This is a genomic window from Pseudomonas sp. ABFPK, assembly GCF_001586765.1.
GTDB lineage: Bacteria > Pseudomonadota > Gammaproteobacteria > Pseudomonadales > Pseudomonadaceae > Aquipseudomonas > Aquipseudomonas asiatica.
This window is the reverse complement of sequence record NZ_LQXW01000006.1, coordinates 139886-159614: the sequence shown is the minus strand read 5'-3', so window position 1 is coordinate 159614 and position 19729 is coordinate 139886. Positions and strand designations below refer to the sequence as shown.

The 19729-nt window shown below is 59.8% G+C and carries 17 protein-coding genes and 2 pseudogenes; 5 read left to right on the top strand and 14 right to left on the bottom strand.

Annotated features, from left to right (window positions below):
* Positions 1–609: 609 nt before the first annotated feature.
* On the bottom strand, positions 610–1485 hold the full coding sequence (locus WM94_RS28785) for an RHS repeat-associated core domain-containing protein (protein ID WP_082810509.1): 876 nt from the start codon (positions 1483–1485) through the stop codon (positions 610–612).
* 926 nt (positions 1486–2411) lie between these two features.
* Here WM94_RS28785 and WM94_RS30700 point away from each other — a divergent pair.
* Both WM94_RS30700 and WM94_RS06350 read left to right on the top strand, forming a co-directional pair.
* Positions 2412–2658 (top strand): annotated as a pseudogene (locus WM94_RS30700) (hypothetical protein).
* On the top strand, positions 2659–2928 hold the full coding sequence (locus WM94_RS06350) for a DUF3077 domain-containing protein (protein WP_061550719.1): 270 nt from the start codon (positions 2659–2661) through the stop codon (positions 2926–2928). It abuts the pseudogene before it with no gap.
* 230 nt (positions 2929–3158) lie between these two features.
* On the opposite strand, the gene fdhA is transcribed toward WM94_RS06350, so the two are convergent.
* The gene (gene fdhA / locus WM94_RS06345) at positions 3159–4358 is read right to left on the bottom strand and encodes a formaldehyde dehydrogenase, glutathione-independent (RefSeq protein WP_015268662.1); all 1200 of its coding nucleotides are present in this window, start codon (positions 4356–4358) and stop codon (positions 3159–3161) included.
* Between the two features lie 271 nt (positions 4359–4629).
* Between fdhA and WM94_RS06340 the strand changes: the two genes are divergently transcribed.
* The gene (locus WM94_RS06340) at positions 4630–4962 is read left to right on the top strand and encodes a hypothetical protein (protein WP_061550718.1); all 333 of its coding nucleotides are present in this window, start codon (positions 4630–4632) and stop codon (positions 4960–4962) included.
* Positions 4963–4968: 6 nt separating this feature from the next.
* Here the strand turns inward: WM94_RS06340 and purU are convergent, their stop codons facing one another.
* The 6 genes from purU to WM94_RS06310 form a co-directional block, all read right to left on the bottom strand.
* Complete coding sequence (purU, locus tag WM94_RS06335) at positions 4969–5826, bottom strand: formyltetrahydrofolate deformylase (RefSeq protein ID WP_013970522.1); 858 nt, start codon at positions 5824–5826, stop codon at positions 4969–4971.
* Between the two features lie 12 nt (positions 5827–5838).
* Positions 5839–6471 (bottom strand): sarcosine oxidase subunit gamma, encoded by a 633-nt coding sequence (locus WM94_RS06330; RefSeq protein WP_013970521.1) that lies wholly within the window; start codon positions 6469–6471, stop codon positions 5839–5841.
* 182 nt (positions 6472–6653) lie between these two features.
* Positions 6654–9671, bottom strand: a complete 3018-nt coding sequence (locus WM94_RS06325) for a sarcosine oxidase subunit alpha (protein ID WP_061550717.1) — start codon at positions 9669–9671, stop codon at positions 6654–6656.
* Positions 9668–10003: a sarcosine oxidase subunit delta gene (locus tag WM94_RS06320; protein WP_013970519.1), complete on the bottom strand. Its 336-nt coding sequence runs from the start codon at positions 10001–10003 to the stop codon at positions 9668–9670. Before WM94_RS06320 ends, WM94_RS06325 begins: the two co-directional genes overlap by 4 nt.
* A gap of 14 nt (positions 10004–10017) precedes the next feature.
* Entirely contained in the window at positions 10018–11268 is a 1251-nt protein-coding gene (locus WM94_RS06315; RefSeq protein WP_003255680.1) for a sarcosine oxidase subunit beta family protein, read from the bottom strand.
* Positions 11269–11283: 15 nt separating this feature from the next.
* Positions 11284–12537 carry a serine hydroxymethyltransferase gene (locus tag WM94_RS06310; protein WP_013970518.1) on the bottom strand — a complete coding sequence of 418 codons (1254 nt, stop codon included), beginning with the start codon at positions 12535–12537 and terminating at the stop codon, positions 11284–11286.
* 276 nt (positions 12538–12813) lie between these two features.
* Here WM94_RS06310 and WM94_RS06305 point away from each other — a divergent pair, with 276 nt between their 5' ends.
* Positions 12814–13329, top strand: coding sequence for a hypothetical protein (locus WM94_RS06305; protein ID WP_137138433.1), 516 nt, complete (start codon positions 12814–12816; stop codon positions 13327–13329).
* A gap of 174 nt (positions 13330–13503) precedes the next feature.
* Positions 13504–14544, top strand: coding sequence for a low specificity L-threonine aldolase (locus tag WM94_RS06300; protein ID WP_061550715.1), 1041 nt, complete (start codon positions 13504–13506; stop codon positions 14542–14544).
* A gap of 153 nt (positions 14545–14697) precedes the next feature.
* Here the strand turns inward: WM94_RS06300 and WM94_RS31080 are convergent, their stop codons facing one another.
* The 6 genes and pseudogenes from WM94_RS31080 to gbcB form a co-directional block, all read right to left on the bottom strand.
* Complete coding sequence (locus WM94_RS31080) at positions 14698–15426, bottom strand: methyl-accepting chemotaxis protein (protein ID WP_371264017.1); 729 nt, start codon at positions 15424–15426, stop codon at positions 14698–14700.
* Between the two features lie 135 nt (positions 15427–15561).
* A pseudogene (locus WM94_RS31075) lies at positions 15562–16590 on the bottom strand (cache domain-containing protein); the annotation flags it as partial.
* 223 nt (positions 16591–16813) lie between these two features.
* Positions 16814–17116 carry a cell division protein ZapA gene (locus tag WM94_RS06290; RefSeq protein ID WP_003257516.1) on the bottom strand — a complete coding sequence of 101 codons (303 nt, stop codon included), beginning with the start codon at positions 17114–17116 and terminating at the stop codon, positions 16814–16816.
* On the bottom strand, positions 17113–17343 hold the full coding sequence (locus WM94_RS06285; protein WP_003257514.1) for a hypothetical protein: 231 nt from the start codon (positions 17341–17343) through the stop codon (positions 17113–17115). Before WM94_RS06285 ends, WM94_RS06290 begins: the two co-directional genes overlap by 4 nt.
* Positions 17344–17644: 301 nt before the next feature.
* On the bottom strand, positions 17645–18394 hold the full coding sequence (locus tag WM94_RS31070) for an RHS repeat-associated core domain-containing protein (protein WP_206605078.1): 750 nt from the start codon (positions 18392–18394) through the stop codon (positions 17645–17647).
* A gap of 118 nt (positions 18395–18512) precedes the next feature.
* Positions 18513–19613 carry a glycine-betaine demethylase subunit GbcB gene (gene gbcB / locus WM94_RS06280; RefSeq protein ID WP_015268654.1) on the bottom strand — a complete coding sequence of 367 codons (1101 nt, stop codon included), beginning with the start codon at positions 19611–19613 and terminating at the stop codon, positions 18513–18515.
* Positions 19614–19729: the final 116 nt, after the last annotated feature.

Genomic DNA, 19729 nt, shown 5'->3' with positions numbered 1-19729 from the left:
TTACCGGCGTACTCGAAATCGGAAAAGCTCATCTGGCTCATGGGATGGCGGGCTTGTAGAGGGCAGTTGGACGGAGGGCTATTTCAGCACAGGTCAGATGGCCTGTGCTGACTTGATCGGAGAATCCTTAAAGGCGGCATCCTCCAGACCATGGAGTACGCCTAGTGATGATCGCCGACGGGCATATTCAAACCTTCAGCAGACACCGACGTTACGTCGCGACGGGCACCGAGATATTTCAGGAATACAGCAATTATTTTGAGCGTATTGGAAGGAGAGCAGAAGAGACCCGCCAACAACTCGGGACTGATCAACTCCGATGGTTTCACTTTTAAAGCAGATATCCAGATACTCAAAGGAGTCGGCCCCTAATCACCCGCTACCTGATAAAACTGCCGGCCGCTGGTGATAGGGCCTGCACTACACGTCCAAAAATTTCAGACTGAAGGCTGAACCAAAGGCGCCGGCTTTGCCCACAGTGAAGGAAGAGATGACACCGCACAGTCAGATGTCCCCCATCCTTTGCCGGAGCGCCTTGATATCGCGCGCCATTTGCTCTTCCAAAGTTATAAACCTGCTAAAATCTGTGGGTTCGCCTGGACTTGAAACTCACTTGAACGTAAGTACGTGGTGCGCCGCCCCAGGAATCCTCAGTTCATTTATACCTTTGCTCCGTACCACTCCCCGTGAGGATTCTTTCTTAACCACTGCAAAATCAACTGTACTTACCGCTAACACAGCACCTTTTTTCTTTAAACCTGCATAGTTGAGCGCATTCTCGTACGTATCGGTCACAAACAATGTGCCAGTTGGGCTTTTAAAACCTTCCTTCAAAATTTTCTTTGCTGCGGCCTTACTTGTACCATGATAACCAATCCGGACGTTTTGGTCTGCCTGCTTTCCGCCAGGGCTTTTAGAGGACCAAAGAAGACTCCTAAAAAAGTTGAAAATCCGCCCATGACCTGTCGGATCGGTAAAGTTTACAGGGTCACCAATGCAGTACACGTACGAATTCGCTCCCCCTCTACCAAATGGGCTCAAGTTATCCGGACTGGTAAATCGCATCAGACTGGGACTATACGCACGATATCCATTACCTAATAAGTAACGAACTGCGACTTCATCAAATCGCTCACCACTGAACCCGAGCAAAGCATCCTTTAAATTTTCTAAGGATCCACAACCATAGGGCGCGTAGGCGACTCCAAATTTCGCTCCATATTTCGGCACACGCGAAACAGATAGTTTTTCATCATGATAAAGCAGTCCTATCTCGTATCGACCGTCATGAATTTCACGCTGGGCAAGCACGCCGTGCTCGAACCTATAAATCGATTGGCATTTATAGCTTTGGATTTTTGCATGTAGATTATCACCTTGATAGAAATACTGAGCGAAGGCCAGTTCCAACTTGGCATCATATTTCTCAGACATTCCTTGTTCAGGCACAGGTTTAATAGGCATAGATATCACCTCCAGCAGCATGATCACCTCTATCCATACACTCGCCCAATCAGGTTATGCCGTCTACTAGCAAAAATATCAGTTGATGGCGCTACTCACAGCGCAATCGGACATTTCCTCAGAGAAGGGCCGGAGAGCCATGTCGCTCCAGAAAAGCAACTGTCAAATTTGCCAGTAGCAGAATCAACATAGATGAAGTTAGTATAATTTATACTTCCGCGACTCCGCCATCGTACCGCCAAGCACCACGAGGCCGCGCCGATTATTGACCGCTACCTAACAAAGATTTTCGAAAGCAATGCAACAATAGGCGCCGCTAGAGCAGGCATACTTCCAGGCGTACCCGAAACCTTTGCTCAAAGCCTAAACTTACCACGACCAGAACACTTGAATGATATAGGCCGCATACAGAATCTTGGAGGCCCTGTCAATTTTTTAAGGTTAATCAGACATGGCCAACGAGAAACCCGTACACATGCACGCATAGCCCGGCGCGGTAGTATTGACGACCTCATGGCCGATGATTATTAAATATGAGCCAGAACACTCCAAAGCCGCCTTTTACAAGCGGCTCTGGATGTTTAATATGAATATCCTTTCGTGATGAAATTAATTCTATCCCATTCCTTCGAACCAAGCCTTTCTCAGATTTTTTAAGATTTAACCTCTTCCTTGTAGTCCATTTCCCAAACATACTCACCACCCCCTCCAAGCCATTGCAGTTCTCTGGATTGCATCCTAGTCTCGGGCTGTCGCTGCCAATCAGCGATCGGCTTTGACAGGCCGATACCGACAGATACGTTATGGCTTACCTCAATGGTGGCTGTGCGTGGGGCACCTTGTTTGCGCCGGGTTCACTCTGTCGACCGGTCTGTCAACCCGCGTACAGCTGCCACCCATTTGTTTGACAGCAGAGGGTGCCGGCACAACCGACAGAGGGTTACACCATGCTGAAAACCGTTTCTGATCCACCCCACAATTTCCATTCCCTTGAGGACACCATCCTCCAGGCCACGGAGTACACCCAGTGCGCCTAGGTTGTGGCGCAGCAGGCGATTGGGCTGCGGCCGAAGCGCCGGTTGCGATGCTGATGATGGCTTCGGTGCATGAGCTGGAAGCGCTGCGGGGCTGCTTGAGGCTGCGTTGGTACAGGTGCAGATGCCGGCCGAGGCATGGATGTGCACTGAGGCTTGATTGACAACAGACGAAAGAGAACCCAACACCACCGTCGGCAAGACCATGTTTTATCAGGGGGAGAACAAGACCCACGCGCTGTTCTGTATCGCCCCTGGTATTCCTTGCCAGGATGCCCGTGACCAGGCTTCCGAGCTGATGGGATATGTGCGGGATATGACCATTGACGGACTGATGGACAACAAGCCGCAGTTGCTTTGGGCTTCACATTACCTGAGCGCGTTGGCCAAGGCGCTGATGGATGATGCCGAGTTGGGGATGATGCGCTGAGCCTTGTATAGCTTGGCCGGTTAACGCGGTCAGCTGTAGGAGCGGCCTTGTGTCGCGAATGGGCTGCCAAGCAGCCCCAGGGTTTTGGCGCAAATGCACAAATTGCCGGGGCTGCTGCGCAGCCCTTTCGCGACACAAGGCCGCTCCTACAGGGCAGTGCAGGCTTGAGATCAGCGCAACAGCCACAAAAAAGCCCCTCGATTCGAGGGGCTCTCGTTAATCGGCGCTGATTACGCCGCCCCCCACATCTTGTGCGGGTCAATAACGAACTTCTTCGGCACACCCGCATCGAACTCGCCATAACCTTCCGGCGCCTGGTCGAGGTTGATCACCTGCACACCCACCACTTCGGCAATGTTGATACGGTCCCACATGATCGCCTGCATCAGCTGGCGGTTGTACTTCATGGTCGGAGTCTGGCCGGTGTGGAAGCTGTGCGACTTGGCCCAGCCCAGGCCGAAGCGGATGCTCAGCGCACCGATCTTGGCGGCAGCATCCACCGCACCCGGGTCTTCGGTCACGTACAGGCCCGGGATACCGATGTTGCCGGCAACGCGGGTAACCTGCATCAGCGAGTTCAGCACGGTAGCTGGCGCTTCATGCTTGGCACCTTCGTGGCCATGGCCGCGGGCCTCGAAGCCAACGGCGTCGATGGCGCAGTCCACTTCAGGCTCGCCGAGGATATCGACGATCTGCTCGTGCAGCGGGGTGTCCTTGGACAGGTCGACCACTTCGAAACCCTGGGACTTGGCGTGAGCCAGGCGGGCTGGGTTGAGGTCGCCAACGATGACGCAAGCAGCGCCCAGCAGACGTGCCGAGGCAGCGGCAGCCAAACCGACCGGGCCGGCACCGGCAACGTAGACGGTGCTGCCTGGGCCAACGCCGGCAGTCACGGCACCGTGGTAACCAGTAGGCAGGATGTCAGACAGGCAGGTCAGGTCACGGATCTTTTCCATGGCCTTGTCGCGCTCGGGCAGTTTCAGCAGGTTGAAGTCGGCGTACGGCACCAGCACGTACTCGGCCTGGCCGCCGGTCCAGTCGCCCATGTCGACGTAACCATAGGCACCGCCAGCGCGGGCAGGGTTGACGGTGAGGCAGACACCGGTGTGCATTTCCTTGCAGGAGCGGCAGCGGCCACAGGCGACGTTGAATGGCACCGAGACCAGGTCGCCAATCTGCATGCGCTCGACGTCACGGCCCTTCTCGACGATCTCGCCGGTGATTTCGTGGCCCAGGACCAAGCCGACCTGGGCAGTGGTGCGGCCACGGACCATGTGCTGGTCGGAGCCGCAGATGTTGGTGGAGACCACCTTCAGGATCACGCCGTGCTCGATCTTCTTGCCGCGTGGGTCCTGCATTTTCGGGTAGTCGATCTTCTGCACCTCGACCTTGCCGGCGCCGAGATATACCACTCCACGATTGCCAGACATGCTCTTACCTCGCTTGATTTATATTTATGCAGCGGTGGTTGAACGCGCCGCCATCCGTGGGCGGCATGTGTTACTGGAATGCAGGGAATTGTGGGCCTGATGGGGACGGATGCGCTGACTGGAAACGACAGGCAAATACCTCTGAACGGCAATCGGCCAGGTGGTGGTCGCGCACATGCCCGGGGCGATGAATATCTACCGCAATACGTTGGCGACCGAGTGATTCGATAGGGATGCAGTAACCCATCGTCTATCAAACTGGAGAACCACCATGACGGATACTGAGCGCCCCGAGGACGCCTTCTGGCCATACTGGGTCGAGGCTGCCAGGCAGCAGGGCTTCGACCCAGACATCGAAGCAGCATTGTTCGGCAAACAGCGGTACTTTCTGGACGCCGACAAGATCTTCTATTACGCGGCTTATGGTCCAGGCTACGACTTCGACGAAGAAGCCGAAGGCATGGATCTTCACGAGTTCAAAGCAGGCTGGGTGGACCGCGACGGCGATCCAATTCCAGGTAACAAACTGGGTGCGGACATGCGCCAGAGGTTCGTTACAGCCATCCGCGAAACCCTGAAAGCCCATGCCCGCGATAAAAGCTAGACGCGGTCAGAGCACCACAGTCCTGTTCGCATTGAGGAACACTCGTCGCTCGATGTGATACCCCACCGCTCGCGCCAGGGTCAGGCACTCGATGTCGCGCCCTTTGGCAATCAGGTCTTCGGGGTAATGACTGTGGTCGACCACCTCCACACCCTGGGCGATGATCGGGCCTTCGTCCAGGTCGTTGTTGATGTAGTGCGCGGTAGCGCCAACCATCTTCACGCCCTTGTTGTACGCCTGGTGATAAGGCTTGGCGCCTTTGAACCCTGGCAGCAAGGAGTGGTGAATGTTGATCGCCCAACCATCCAGGCGCCGGCACAGCTCTGGCGACAGCACCTGCATGTAGCGCGCAAGAATCACCAGTTCGGCGCCGGTTTCCTCGATCACCTGAAGTACCTTGCGCTCTTGCCCGGGCTTGTCCTTGGGGTCGAGGGCAAAGTGGTAGTAAGGAATCTTGTGCCAGTGTGCCAGGGGTTCGAGATCAGGGTGGTTGGATACCACCGCGACCACGTCCATGGCCAGCTGACCGATACGCTGGCGATACAGCAGGTCGTTAAGGCAGTGGTCGGCCTTGGACACCATGATCACCACCTTGGGGCGATGGTTAGGTGCGGTCAGCTCGAAGGTCATGCCGAACGCCTCGCTGCGCTCGGCAAGGCCGGCCCGGAAGCCGGCTTCATCGAAATCATCCGGCTGGCGGAACTCCACGCGAATGAAGAAACGCCCCGACAGCCGGTCATCGAAGGAGTGGTGCTCCGTCACGTAGCAGCGCTGCTCGAAGAGGTAACGCGTCACCACGTCGACGGTGCCGAGCATGCTCGGGCAGTCGGCGGTGAGAATCCAGGTATCCGGTGCCCGACTCATGTTCTGTTCTCCTTAAGCCTCGATGCTCAGGCCGTACTCGGCCGAAGCGTCCTGCAGCCACAGCCACCAGTAGTCGGCGAAGCTGCGGCGAATCACCAGCTCCCAGGTATCTTCGGCGGTGCGGCGGATCACCAGTTGCGACTTGGCGAAGACAGTGCCGACTGCCTTGCCCACCGGGAAGTTGTTCGGATGAACATCATAGCTGGTGGATTTCATCAGCACTTCGCGCACGTTCGGGCCGCGCAGTTCCAGCAGGCTCTGGCCGCCGCTGACATTGACCACCTGGATGTGCTGGCCTTCGAGGGCTGCGCGCAGCTTTTGCTCAACGGCAAACTCCTGGCCGCCGGGGACGATCAGCAACCACTCGTCGGGGCCCATCCATTGCAGCGACATTTCGTTGTTGGCGACCACGGTCAGGGCCACTGGCAGCTCCAGGCCCAGGGCCTTGTGCACACCGGCAGCGAATTCCGGGTCGTGGCCATCGCCACGGATGGTCAGGTGGCCGAGGAACTTGCGTTCACGCAGGGTCACGCCTGCGTTCTTGCGGCCTTTGCCAACCAGGCTGGCCAGGTCGGCGTGGTGCAGTGGCGACTGGGCCTTGGCCTCGGCGCCGGGGTTTTGCTGGAAGACGTTGATAGCGCTCATTTCTTACCTGCCTTGAATTCTGTTGATCGCGAAGACCTGAGGTAGAACCTGTAGTCACAGACTGAGGAGACCCAGTGTGGGAGCGGGTTTACCCGCGAAGAGGGCGGTGAATCCACCATCGCATTCGCGGGTGAACCCGCTCCCACAGAGGTCGCATTCCAATCAGAGCTACCGGTGAAGCCTCAAACGTTCTGCCGCTCACCCTTCGGATCGAAGAACACCGAAGACACGATCTCCGCCTCGATCACGCTGCCATCCGCCTGCGGCGAGTAGACGCGCTCGCCCATGCGCTTGAGGCCGCCTTTGACCACACCCATGGCGAACGAGTAGCCCAGGGAGTTGGACGCGTAGCTGGAGGTGACGTGGCCAACCATATCCATCGGGATCGGCTGTTTCGGGTCGAATACCAGCTGGGCGCCTTCCGGCAGCCACTGGTTCGGGTCGACCGGCTTCAGGCCTACCAGTTGCTTACGGTTCTCGCGCACGCAGTCTTCGCGGTTCATGCCACGCAGGCCGATCCACGAGTACGGCTTGTTGCGGCCTACGCACCAGCTCATGTTCAGGTCGTCCGGGGTCATCGAGCCGTCGGTATCCTGGCCAACAATGATGAAGCCCTTCTCGGCACGCAGTACGTGCATGGTCTCGGTACCGTACGGGGTCAGGTTGTACTTCTTGCCTGCCTCGATGATCTGCTCCAGCACGCCCATGGCGTAGTTGGCCTGCACGTTGACTTCGTACGACAGCTCGCCGGTGAACGAGATACGGAACACCCGGGCCGGTACGCCGCCGACGTTGCCTTCCTTCCAGGTCATGAACGGGAAGGCTTCCTTGTCCATGTCGATGTCGGTCAGCTCACTCAGCAGCTTGCGGCTGTTGGGGCCGGACAGGGTCATGGTGGCCCAGTGGTCGGTGACCGAGGTGAAGTACACCTTCAGTTCCGGCCACTCGGTCTGGTGGTACAGCTCCATCCACTGCAGCACACGGGCGGCGCCGCCAGTGGTGGTGGTCATGATGAAGTGGTTGTCGCCGACGCAGGCAGTCACGCCGTCGTCGAAGACCATGCCGTCTTCCTTGCACATCAGGCCATAGCGGGCCTTGCCCACGTCGAGCTTGGTCCAGGCGTTGGTGTAGATGCGGTTGAGGAACTCACGCGCATCCGGGCCCTGGATGTCGATCTTGCCCAGGGTCGAGGCGTCCAGCAGGCCCACGCTGTCGCGCACGGCCTTGCATTCACGGGTCACGGCGGCGTGGATGTCTTCACCGGCTTTCGGGAAGTACCACGGGCGTTTCCACTGGCCGACGTCTTCGAACTCGGCGCCGTTCTTCACGTGCCAGGCATGCAGGGCGGTGAAGCGTACGGGCTCGAACAGGTGACCACAGTGACGGCCCGCTACTGCACCGAAGGTAACCGGCGTGTAGTTGGGGCGGAACATGGTGGTGCCCATTTCCGGGATGGTAATGCCGATCGAACGGGCGGCGATGGCCAGGCCGTTGATGTTGCCCAGTTTGCCCTGGTCGGTACCAAAGCCCAGCGCGGTGTAGCGTTTTACGTGCTCGACCGACTCGAAGCCTTCGCGGGTGGCCAGTTCGATTGCAGCCGCGGTGACGTCGTTCTGCTGGTCGACGAACTGCTTGGGTGCGCGGGCAGTGCCCTTGTCGTGCGGCACCTGGAACAGTGCCACGGTGGCCTCTTCCTTGCGCGCAACGGTTTTCGGCAGGCTGCCGACGGTGGCCTTGAAGCCCGCTTCGGTGGCTGCGCGAACGCCGCCTTCGAAGCCATCGGCGATCACGTCGCCCAGGGCGTAGACGCCGTTGATGCCACCCACGCATTCGCGTTTCTGCGGAGCATCGCCCGGCACGAAGCCGAGGATGTCTTCACGCCATACCGGGCGACCGCCCAGGTGCGAAGCCAGGTGCACGATCGGGCTGTAGCCGCCGGAGGTGGCGATCAGGTCGCACTCGAGAGTTTCGCCAGGGCTGGTGACCTTGTGTGCCTGCACATCGATGGCGGCCACACGGGCGCCGGTGACGTGCTTGCTGCCCTTGGCCTCGATCACGGCGCTGGAGGTGAGGATGCGGATGCCTTTGGCACGTGCTTCTTCAACTAGCGAGCCACGTGGGTTGTGGCGGGCGTCGGCAATGGCGACCACTTGCAGGCCGGCGTCGTGCCAGTCCAGCGCGGCGCGGTAGGCGTGGTCGTTGTTGGTCGACAGCACCAGCTTGCGGCCCGGGGCCACGCCGTAGCGGCGTACGTAGGTGGACACGGCACCGGCCAGCATGTTGCCCGGCAGGTCGTTGTTGCCGTACACCAGCGGGCGCTCGTGGGCGCCGGCAGCCAGCACCACGCGCTTGGCGCGGACGCGGTGCACGCGGTGGCGTACCTGGCCGATCGGGGCGCGGTCGCCGAGGTGGTCGGTGAGGCGCTCGTGGATGGTCAGGAAGTTATGGTCGTGGTAGCCGTTGACCGTGGCACGTGGCAGCAGGGTCACTTCCGGCAGGCTTTCCAGCTCTTTGACCACGGCGCTGACCCAATCGGCAGCAGGCTTGCCGTCGAGGGTTTCGCGGGTGTCGAGCAGACTGCCGCCGAACTCTTCCTGCTCGTCAGCCAGGATCACGCGGGCACCGCTGCGGCCAGCGGCCAGGGCAGCGGCCAGGCCGGCAGGGCCGGCACCGACGATCAGCACGTCGCAGTGCTGGTTCATGTAGTCGTAGCTGTCCGGGTCGTTCTGCAGTGGCGCGCGGCCAAGGCCTGCGGCTTTGCGGATGTACTTCTCGTAAGTCATCCAGAACGATTTCGGGTACATGAAGGTTTTGTAGTAGAAGCCCGGCGGCATCATGCTGCCGCCAACCTTGCCCAGGATGCCCATGACGTCATTGTTGACGTTCGGCCAGCCGTTGGTGCTGGTAGCTACAAGACCTGCGTACAGCGCCTGCTGGGTGGCACGCACGTTGGGGATCTGGGTGGCTTCGCTGGAGCCGATCTGCAGGATGGCGTTCGGCTCTTCGGTACCAGCGGCGATGATGCCGCGTGGGCGCGAATACTTGAAGCTGCGGCCGACGATGTCGACGCCGTTGGCCAGCAATGCGGCGGCCAGGCTGTCACCGGCATAACCTTGGTAGGTCTTGCCGTTGAAAGTGAAGTTCAGGACCTTGCTGCGGTCGATACGGCCGCCGCTGGCGAGGCGATAGGTCTGGCTCATACTTTTTCCCCTTGGCCTTTGACGGTCGACGCGGCGCTGTTCTGCTTGCCGCTGGCGGTCACTTGCGGCTTCTCGCCAATCTTGTAGGTTTCCAGAATTTCGTAGGTCACGGTGTCGCGGGTGACGTTGAAATACTGGCGGCAGCCGGCAACGTGGTCCCACAGTTCGTGGTGAATACCGCGTGGGTTGTCACGGTAGAACATGTAGGTACCCCACTCCTCGTCGGAGCAGGCGTTAGGGTCCAGCGGGCGGGCGATGTGCGCCTGGCCAGAGGCGTGGAACTCTTCTTCGGAGCGCAGCTCGCCGCAGTGGGGACAGAAAATATGCAACATGACGGTGTCTCCGGTTAGTGGGCGACGGCGGCGGCGCCGTGTTCGTCGATCAGTGCGCCGTTGTAGAAACGGTCCATGGAGAACGGCGCGGCCAGTGGGTGCATTTCGCCCTTGGCCAGGCTCGCGGCGAAGACGTTGCCCGAACCCGGGGTCGCCTTGAAGCCGCCAGTACCCCAACCGCAGTTGAAGAACATGTTCTTGACCGGGGTCTTGGTGATGATCGGGCAAGCGTCCGGCGAGGTATCGACGATGCCGCCCCACTGGCGGTTCATGCGCACGCGCGAGAGGTTGGGGAACATCTCGACGATGGCCTGCAGGGTGTGCTCGATCACCGGGTACGAACCGCGCTGGCCGTAGCCGACCCAGCCGTCGATACCGGCACCGATCACCAGGTCGCCCTTGTCGGACTGGCTGATGTAGCCGTGCACGGCGTTGGACATGATCACGCTGTCGATGATCGGCTTGATCGGCTCGGATACCAGTGCTTGCAGCGGGTGCGATTCCAGCGGCAGGCGGAAGCCGGCCAGCTTGGCCATGTGCCCGGAGTTACCGGCGGTGACCACGCCGACGCGCTTGGCGCCGATGAAGCCTTTGTTGGTTTCCACACCGATGACCGCGCCGTTTTCCTTGCGGAAGCCGATCACTTCGGTCTGCTGGATCAGGTCCACGCCCAGGGCGTCGGCGGCACGGGCGAAGCCCCAGGCCACGGCGTCGTGACGGGCCACGCCGCCACGGCGCTGCACGGTGGCACCGAGGATCGGGTAGCGGGTGTTCTTCGAGCAATCCAGGTACGGGATCTCGGCCGCGACCTGGGCGGTGTTGAGCAGCTCGCCATCCACGCCGTTCAGGCGGTTGGCGCTGACCCGGCGCTCGGAGTCACGCATGTCCTGCAGGGTGTGGCACAGGTTGTACACGCCGCGCTGGGAGAACATCACGTTGTAGTTGAGGTCCTGGGACAGGCCCTCCCACAGCTTCATGGCGTGCTCGTACAGGTGCGCCGACTCGTCCCACAGGTAGTTGGAACGCACGATGGTGGTGTTACGGGCGGTGTTGCCGCCGCCCAGGTAGCCCTTCTCGATCACGGCGACGTTGGTGATGCCGTGCTCCTTGGCCAGGTAGTAGGCCGTGGCCAGGCCATGGCCGCCACCGCCAACGATAACCACGTCGTAGACCTTTTTAGGGGTTGGCGTGCGCCACATGCGCTGCCAGTTCTCGTGGTGGCTGAGGGAGTGCTTGAAAAGGCCGAAGCCCGAGTAACGTTGCATGGTGTGTGACTCCACTCAGCGGTAAACAGGGAAATCTGCGCACAGGGCCGCGACGTTCTTCGCCACATCGGCTTCGACGTCTGCGTCACCGAGGTTGTCGAGGATGTCGCAGATCCAGCCGGCCAGGGCCACGCACTGAGCGACCTTGAAGCCGCGGGTGGTGACGGCCGGGGTGCCAATGCGCAGGCCCGAGGTGACGAATGGCGACTGCGGGTCATTCGGCACGGCGTTCTTGTTGACGGTGATGTGCGCGCGGCCCAGGGCAGCGTCGGCATCTTTGCCGGTGAGGCCCTGGCGGATCAGGCTTACCAGGAACAGGTGGTTGTCGGTGCCACCGGAAACCACGTCGTAGCCGCGGTCGATGAACACCTGGGCCATGGCCTGGGCGTTTTCGATCACTTGTTGCTGGTAGGCCTTGAATTCAGGCTCCAGCGCTTCCTTGAAGCAAACGGCCTTGGCGGCGATCACGTGCATCAGCGGGCCGCCCTGGGCGCCAGGGAACACCGCGGCGTTCAGCTTCTTCTCGATCTCTTCGTTCGACTTGGCCAGGATCAGGCCGCCGCGTGGGCCGCGCAGGGTCTTGTGAGTGGTGGTGGTAACCACATCGGCGAACGGAATCGGGTTCGGGTACAGGCCAGCGGCAACCAGGCCGGCTACGTGGGCCATGTCGACGAACAGCAGTGCGCCGACCTTGTCCGCGATGGCGCGGAAGCGTGGGAAATCGAGGGTCTTGGAGTAGGCCGAGAAACCGGCAACGATCATTTTTGGCTTGTGCTCGACAGCCAGGCGCTCGACTTCGTCGTAGTCGATCAGGCCGGTGTTGGTGTCGATGCCGTATTGCACAGCGTTGTACAGTTTGCCCGAAGACGACACCTTGGCACCGTGGGTCAGGTGGCCGCCGTGGGCCAGGCTCATGCCGAGGATGGTGTCACCAGCCTGCAGCAGGGCCAGGTAGACCGCAGCGTTGGCCGAGGAGCCGGAGTGCGGCTGGACGTTGGCGTAGTCGGCACCGAACAGCTGCTTGGCGCGCTCGATGGCCAGGGCCTCGACCTTGTCCACGTGCTCGCAGCCACCGTAGTAGCGCTTGCCCGGGTAGCCTTCGGCGTACTTGTTGGTCAGGCCGCTGCCTTGGGCCTGCATCACGCGCTTGGAGGTATAGTTTTCCGAGGCGATCAGCTCGATGTGGTCTTCCTGGCGCTGTTCTTCGGCATTCATCGCCGCCAGCAGTGCATCGTCGTAACCCTGGATCTGGTCTTGCTTGCTGAACATCGTGTATCTCCCGGCAGCGATCGTTTTTTGTCGTGGGGCACTGTGGCCCTTTGTGGCGATGTTATGACTGGCCGGGGCGGGTCAGATGCCTGCGCACGCCTTGCAATGGCGCGTTTACGACATTGTCGTGTTCGAGGCAGCTGCACCTGGTTGAGTTGAGCGTTGACCAGGTACAGCCAGGCCTGGCATTTCTACCAGTTGCCGAGATTGATCTGGGAGCTTGAAGATCTTGTCAGCGGCGGCGCCAATTTCTGCCGAAGCATGAGGAGCAACGCTATGGAAATTAAAGCCAACTTCGGACTTTTTACATTCCCACTGGAGCCTCAAGCCTATGGCTCACTGGTGCATTTGCGCGCCGGAGATATTCTTGATATCAAGTCTTTTGATTTGCGGCGATCAACTGCAAAACTCAGTTTATTTGAATCAGATTTATCTGATAAGCAGCAATTGGTACGCATCACTGGCGCCGAATTAAAGACGTCCGAACCTTCAGAAAAAATCTACACGCAATGCCAGCAAGCCAGGAAAGCCGAGAGATCAAGCCACTCACGCCGAAAAAATGTTACTGAAAAAATATATGCTCACGTTCAGCTCTACACAAACGGCGACCTTATCGGAAATTTCTCTGAAGATCAGAGTGATCTCGGCTACGCCGCATTAGCCAACAATGGAAACTTAAAATTCAATGGCAAGAACTACAAAATTGATTTTCGCTATATTGATGCTACTTACTATGAAGTCGCCGGCATCATTGAAGACATCTACTGGGAAATCCACTTGATTGAGCGTTGAGGTTAAGTTGTAGAGAAGTGGGGCTACGCTATGCCACCGCCCCGCTCCCTTACTGGCATGCACCACTCTGCTTGGCGCATGCTCAGGCCGCCCATTCGAACCACCGAGCTTGTATAGGCAACCGACCAAATGATGGTTTAGAGTGCTGTTCTGCGTCGTTCACAGGACAGTGTCATGACAGATAAGAGCCAACAATTCGCCAGCGACAACTATTCCGGCATCTGCCCCGAAGCCTGGGCAGCGATGGAAAAGGCCAACCATGGCCACGACCGCGCCTACGGCGACGACCAGTGGACCGAACGCGCCGCGGAATACTTCCGCAAGCTGTTCGAAACCGACTGCGAGGTGTTCTTCGCCTTCAACGGCACCGCCGCCAACTCCCTGGCCCTGGCCTCGCTGTGCCAGAGCTACCACAGCGTGATCTGCTCCGAGACCGCCCACGTCGAAACCGACGAGTGCGGTGCGCCGGAGTTCTTCTCCAACGGCTCCAAGCTGCTGACCGCGCCCAGCGTCAACGGCAAGCTGACACCACAGTCGATCCGCGAAGTGGCGCTGAAGCGCCAGGACATCCACTACCCCAAGCCACGGGTGGTGACCATTACCCAGGCCACCGAGGTGGGCACCGTCTATCGCCCCGATGAGCTGAAGGCGATCAGCGCCACCTGCAAGGAGCTGGGACTGAACCTGCACATGGACGGTGCCCGCTTCAGCAATGCCTGCTCGTTCCTGGGCTGCACCCCGGCAGAGCTGACCTGGAAGGCCGGCGTCGATGTGCTGTGTTTTGGCGGCACCAAGAACGGCATGGCAGTGGGCGAGGCGATCCTGTTCTTCAACCGTCAGCTGGCCGAGGACTTCGACTACCGCTGCAAGCAGGCCGGGCAACTGGCATCGAAGATGCGCTTCCTGTCGGCGCCTTGGGTGGGCCTGCTGGAAGATGGCGCCTGGTTGCGCCATGGCGCGCATGCCAACCATTGCGCGCAGTTGCTCGCCTCGCTGGTGAGTGACTTGCCGGGAGTGGATCTGATGTTCCCGGTTGAGGCCAACGGGGTGTTCCTGCAGATGCCGGAGCACGCGATCGAGGCACTGCGCGCCAAGGGGTGGCGGTTCTATACCTTCATTGGCAGTGGCGGGGCGCGGTTCATGTGCTCGTGGGATACCGAGGAAGAGCGGGTGCGCGAGCTGGCGGCGGATATCCGCGCCATCATCAGCGCCTGACAGGCCGCATTCGCGGGTAAACCCGCTCCCACAGGGATCGCGCAGGTTTCAAGGCCTGAGGTGAGCCTGTGGGAGCTACAGGTACAGCTCTGCCCTCAAGAGCAATGATGAACCTGTGGGAGCGGGTTTACCCGCGAAGAAGCCAACACTGATCTAAAGCCTGAACCCACCCATCTGCCGCGCTAGGTCATCCGCCAAGCCACGCAGCGCCTGGCACTCTTCGCGACAGCCCTGCACCTCCGCCGCGGTCTCCCGCGCCAGGTCGGAAATCCCCTGCACCGTACGATTGATCTCCTCGGTCACCGCCGACTGCTCTTCGGTCGCAGTAGCTACCTGATGGTTCATGTCGCTGATGTGCTCGACCTGGTCAGTGATCGCCCCCAATGACGCTCCGGTGCGCTGGCTAGACTCCACCCCGCTACCCGTCGCCTGCTGCCCAGCCTGCATCGAACTCACAGCCGAACCCGCGCCCTGCTTCAAGCGCTGGATCATCTGCTGCACTTCGTCGGTGGACAGCTGCGTGCGCCGGGCCAAGGTACGCACCTCATCGGCCACCACGGCAAATCCACGGCCCATCTCCCCTGCCCTGGCCGCCTCGATGGCGGCATTCAGCGCCAGCAGGTTGGTTTGCTCGGAAATACTACGAATAACCGCAAGAACTTCGTCGATCGAGGCTACTTCATCGGCAAGTTGGCTGACTGCCTCGGCAGCCTTGCCGATATCACCCGACATCCCCTCGATACCACGGATCGAGCGCTGCACCACTTCACGCGCCTGCAGGGCTTCGTCCCTCGCCGATTGCGAGGCCTGGGCAGCATCACCGGCATTGCGGGCAATGTCCTGCACGGTCAAACCCATTTCGTGCACGGCGGTAGCGACCATTTCGGTCATTTCCTGCTGGCGCCCGGAACGCTCGGCGGTGTTGTCCACCACCTGTGTCACCTGCTCGACCGCCAGGTGCAGCCGCTCGGAAGTGTGCAATACCTCGCCGATCAACCGGCGCTGGCTGTCGAGGAAGCGGTTGAAGCCACGCGCCAGGTCACCCAGTTCGTCCTGGCGTGAATCGTCCAGCCGATGGCTCAGGTCACCCGCGCCACTGCCAATCTGCACCAACGCCGCTGTGACGCGGCGGATCGGCCGCACCAGGCCACGCGCCAGCAGCACCACCAGCAACAGCGACACCAGGGCCACGGCACCACCGATCAGGCTGGTCAGCCATACCGCCTGGTGCATTGGCGCGTAGATTTCCTCCTCCGGCACCTCGGCCACCAGGGTCCAGTTGAGGTCGCGCAGGGGCAGGCCGAGCGCCAGGTAGCTTTCGCCGTCACGGCTGAAGCGGCTGCTGCGCAGGCCTTCGCCGCCGGTCATCAGCACCTTGGCGGCATCCGCGCCGAGCTGTTCGGTGAGCTGGCGTTTGCCGCTGAAGGCAGCGTCCGGATGAACCTGGATCAGGCCATCGTTACGCACCAGGAACACCTTGCCGTGCTCGCCAAATTTGAAGTCATGGATCAGCTTCGACAGTTCGGTCATGCGCAGGCCCATACCGGCCACACCGACCAGTTGGCCATTCTTTTCCACGCGATAATCGATGAACAGCGCGAGCTCGCCGGTGGCACCGTCGATGTCGATGTTGATCAGGCGTTCGGCACCGCTGTCGATGTAGCCGTAGAACCATTTGTCCTTGGGATTGCTTCGGCTGAGGGTACGGTCCAGGCCATTCTCGTTGTAGTAGTGGCCGGTGTCGGTCGAGACGAACAAGGTGGTGAAGGCCTGGTTGCGCTGCTTGGCGGCGGTCAGGTATTCGATGAATGGAGCGGCATGGGCGGGGTCTTCACCGGCGGCAAGCCAGTCGCGCAGCAGGGTGTTGCCGGCAATATCCGCCGCCGCCACCAGCGGCTGTCCGAGCATGCGCTCGATGTCGTTGCGGATGGCCTCGATGCTGGCGGGCAGCGCGGTATCGACCAGATAGCGTTCGGTGAGACGGTTTAGCGCCACCGTGAAAATGATGACCACCACCAGGATGCTCGCCAGCAGGGCTGCGCCCATGCTGGAGATCAACTGCCACTGGATGCTTTTACGCCAGATACGCATGCCCTACTCCCCGCATAATTATTGTTTTGCGGAAAGTGTATACACTTGCGTATCCAGTTAATCCAGTGACCTGAAGCAATCAGATACCCTGTGGGAGCGGGTTTACCCGCGAATGCGATGCTGAATACACTGACGCATTCGCGGGTGAATCCGCTCCCACAGAGGACGATGTAAGGCCTTATTGTTCGGCTATGGTCCGCACGATGGCATCCACCGTGGCATCGATCTGCGCCTGGGTACGCTCCAGCGTCTTGCGGTGCTCATCCTGCAGCTCGATCTGCCGCGAACACAGGTTCAGCGCGGCCAGCACCAGCAGCTTGTCGCCGATCAGGGTCGGGTACTGACGCTTGGTCTGGGCCAGGGCGGTGTTGAGCATCTGCACCGCCTGGGCCAGGGTCGCTTCCTGGCCTTCAGGCGCCTTGATCGAATAGTCGTTGCCGAGGATCGACACGACATTGATCGGCTGCGCTCGAAGTGTCATGCGCCTACGACGCCGGCGTTGGCGCGCTCGAGCAGGGCCTGCAGGCGTGCAGCAGTGCTGCCGTTCTTCTCTTCCTGCTCCATCAGCGACAGCTGCAGGGTTTCGTTCTCTTCCTTGGCCTGGGCCAGTTCCTGACCGAGGGCGGCGTTCTGCTCGGTGAGTTGAGCGTTCTTCTGCATCAGGTCGCTGACCAGTTGCTCGATTTGATTCAGGGAAGCTTCCAGCATGGGTCTATCTCAGGTTGTTGCGAGGGGCGCACACGATAAAGAAAAGTGCGGCCCATCGCCATTAAATATCGGATTCACAAAGTGTCTAACCCGCAGATTGACAGGGTAGCCGGCCCCTTGTTCCGACCTGGGTCAACCGCCGGTCAGGAAAAGGACAGACGAAAGCGCCCGCGGCCAGCAGCAGAACAACGAAATCGAACAGGCGGCCAGCACCCTCATAGAGATGATCAGCGCTGTGGAAGAAGTGGCGCGGAAAGTGGACGCAACCTGGCGAACATCATTGACCTGTCGGTGCAGAGTGCTACCGGGGCGCGACAGGCCCGTGCGGTGATTGCAGAATTGTCACGCCTTGCCTTGGACTTGAATGGGTTGGACGAGATACAGCCCTGATCTGTTCAGCAAGCTCCAAGGGGCTTGGAGACTCGCTGGCGGTGGTAGGGCCAACGAAGGGCGAAAAATCAGCCCCAGCCAAATCCATCATGAGAGGCCCAGAACTATTCTCAACCTGTTTCTTCAGCGACCTGCCGACCGAAAGTCCTTTTAACCCGACCTTCACAATACTCCCAGCAGTCGCCAACTCTTTACCACCAGGTACTCCGTAAAAAGCCAGGCTGCCTCCGATACCGGCCGTCCACTTAGCCGCTTCAGCCAACACCTTCAATCTAGCTGGACGAGCCCAAGCTGCTTTAATCCGCGAGCCTAGCCATATCGCGCTTTTGAGAAACGAGAGAATGCTGAATGCTCCGCTCGGATCTTGCCTGTTAACCGGATCTCCCAAGCAATAGGCATAAGCATTGATACCCCCCTTGGAAAATGGGCTTAGCTGGTCTGCAGACAAGAATCGCCTTGATGCGGAGCTATATGCTCTTCTGCCATTGCCGAGCAGATAAAAGCCTGTGAGGTTATCTCGGCGCTCGCCATTAAATGCGAGTACCCAAGCAGCATTGCCTGGATGTGCACCATAGGGGTCATATGCGCCGTGTGTTCTGCAGTGGCTGCCGTAAAACACTGAACCGCTCATATCCACAACTAGCAAATGGCAACGGTTCATGCTCAATACTCAAAGAGGACTGAGGCAATTCTATTTGGTACCTCGGGTAATCTGGAACTGTCGGAAATACCAGTTGTGAAACACAACAGGGCCGCTTTGCGGCCCTGGGAACACCGGATCAGTAATCGATCCGCACATCTCCTTTCGGCACACTGCAGCACGACAGGATGTAGCCCTCGGCTTCGTCCTCTTCGGTAATGCCGCCGTTGTGCTCCATCTCCACTTCGCCGCCCAGCTTGAGCACCTTGCAGGTGCCGCAAATGCCCATACCGCAGGCTTTCGGGATCATCAGGCCAACCTTGGCCGCCGCCGCGTGCACGGTCTCGCCCGGGGCGATGCGGATGCTCTTCTCGCTGCCGATGAACTCCACCAGGTTGAGGTCGGCCGCATCCAGTTCCGGCGCGTCGGCAGCCTGCTCGGCATGCTCCACCGCATCGGCCTTGGCCTCAGGCGGCGTCGCACCGAACGATTCCTCGTGATAGTTCTTCATGTCGAAGCCGACCGCTTCGAGCATGCGCTTGACCGCAGTCATGTATGGCGTCGGGCCGCAGCAGAACACCACACGGTCCATGTAGTCCGGCGCGATCAGCTCCATCAGGCGCTGGTTGAGGTAACCGCGATAACCCGCCCACGGCTCACCCAGGCCATGCTTTTCACAAATGATGTGCAGGCTGAAATTGGGGATGCGCGAGGCCATCTGCTCCAACTCGCGGTGGTAGATGATGTCCTTCGGCGAACGGGCGCTGTGCACGAACACCATGTCGACATTGCCGTTGGTGTCGTAGAACCAGCGCGCCATCGACATGACCGGGGTGATCCCGACACCGCCCGAGAGGTACAGCACCTTCTGCGCCGGGAAATCGATGGCGTTGAACAGCCCCACCGGGCCGTGCACCGGCAGCTCGGCGCCTTCGTGCATGGTGTCGTGGAGGAAGTTGGACACCAGGCCGCCCGGTACGCGCTTGACCGTGATCGAGAAGCTGTACGGCACCGAGGGTGAACTGGAGATGGTGTAGGAGCGCATCACCGGCTTCCCTTCGATCTCCAGCTCCAGGGTGACGAACTGCCCCGGCTTGAAGAAGAACATGATCGGTTGATCGGCCATGAAGCAGAAGGTGCGCACGTCCCAGGTCTCCTGGATGACCTTGACGCAGCGCACGATGTGGCGGCCGTTGGCCCAGGTCTGGGTAGTGACCGGATTGAGGAAGGTATCGGACATGTTCATCTCCAGCAGCCGACTATTGGCCGTTTTATGGCTTGGATAATGCGCAAGCTGAAGACGACGTACATTCCTGCCAGCGACATCGGCGTGCTTATCGCGACCAGCCCCGCACT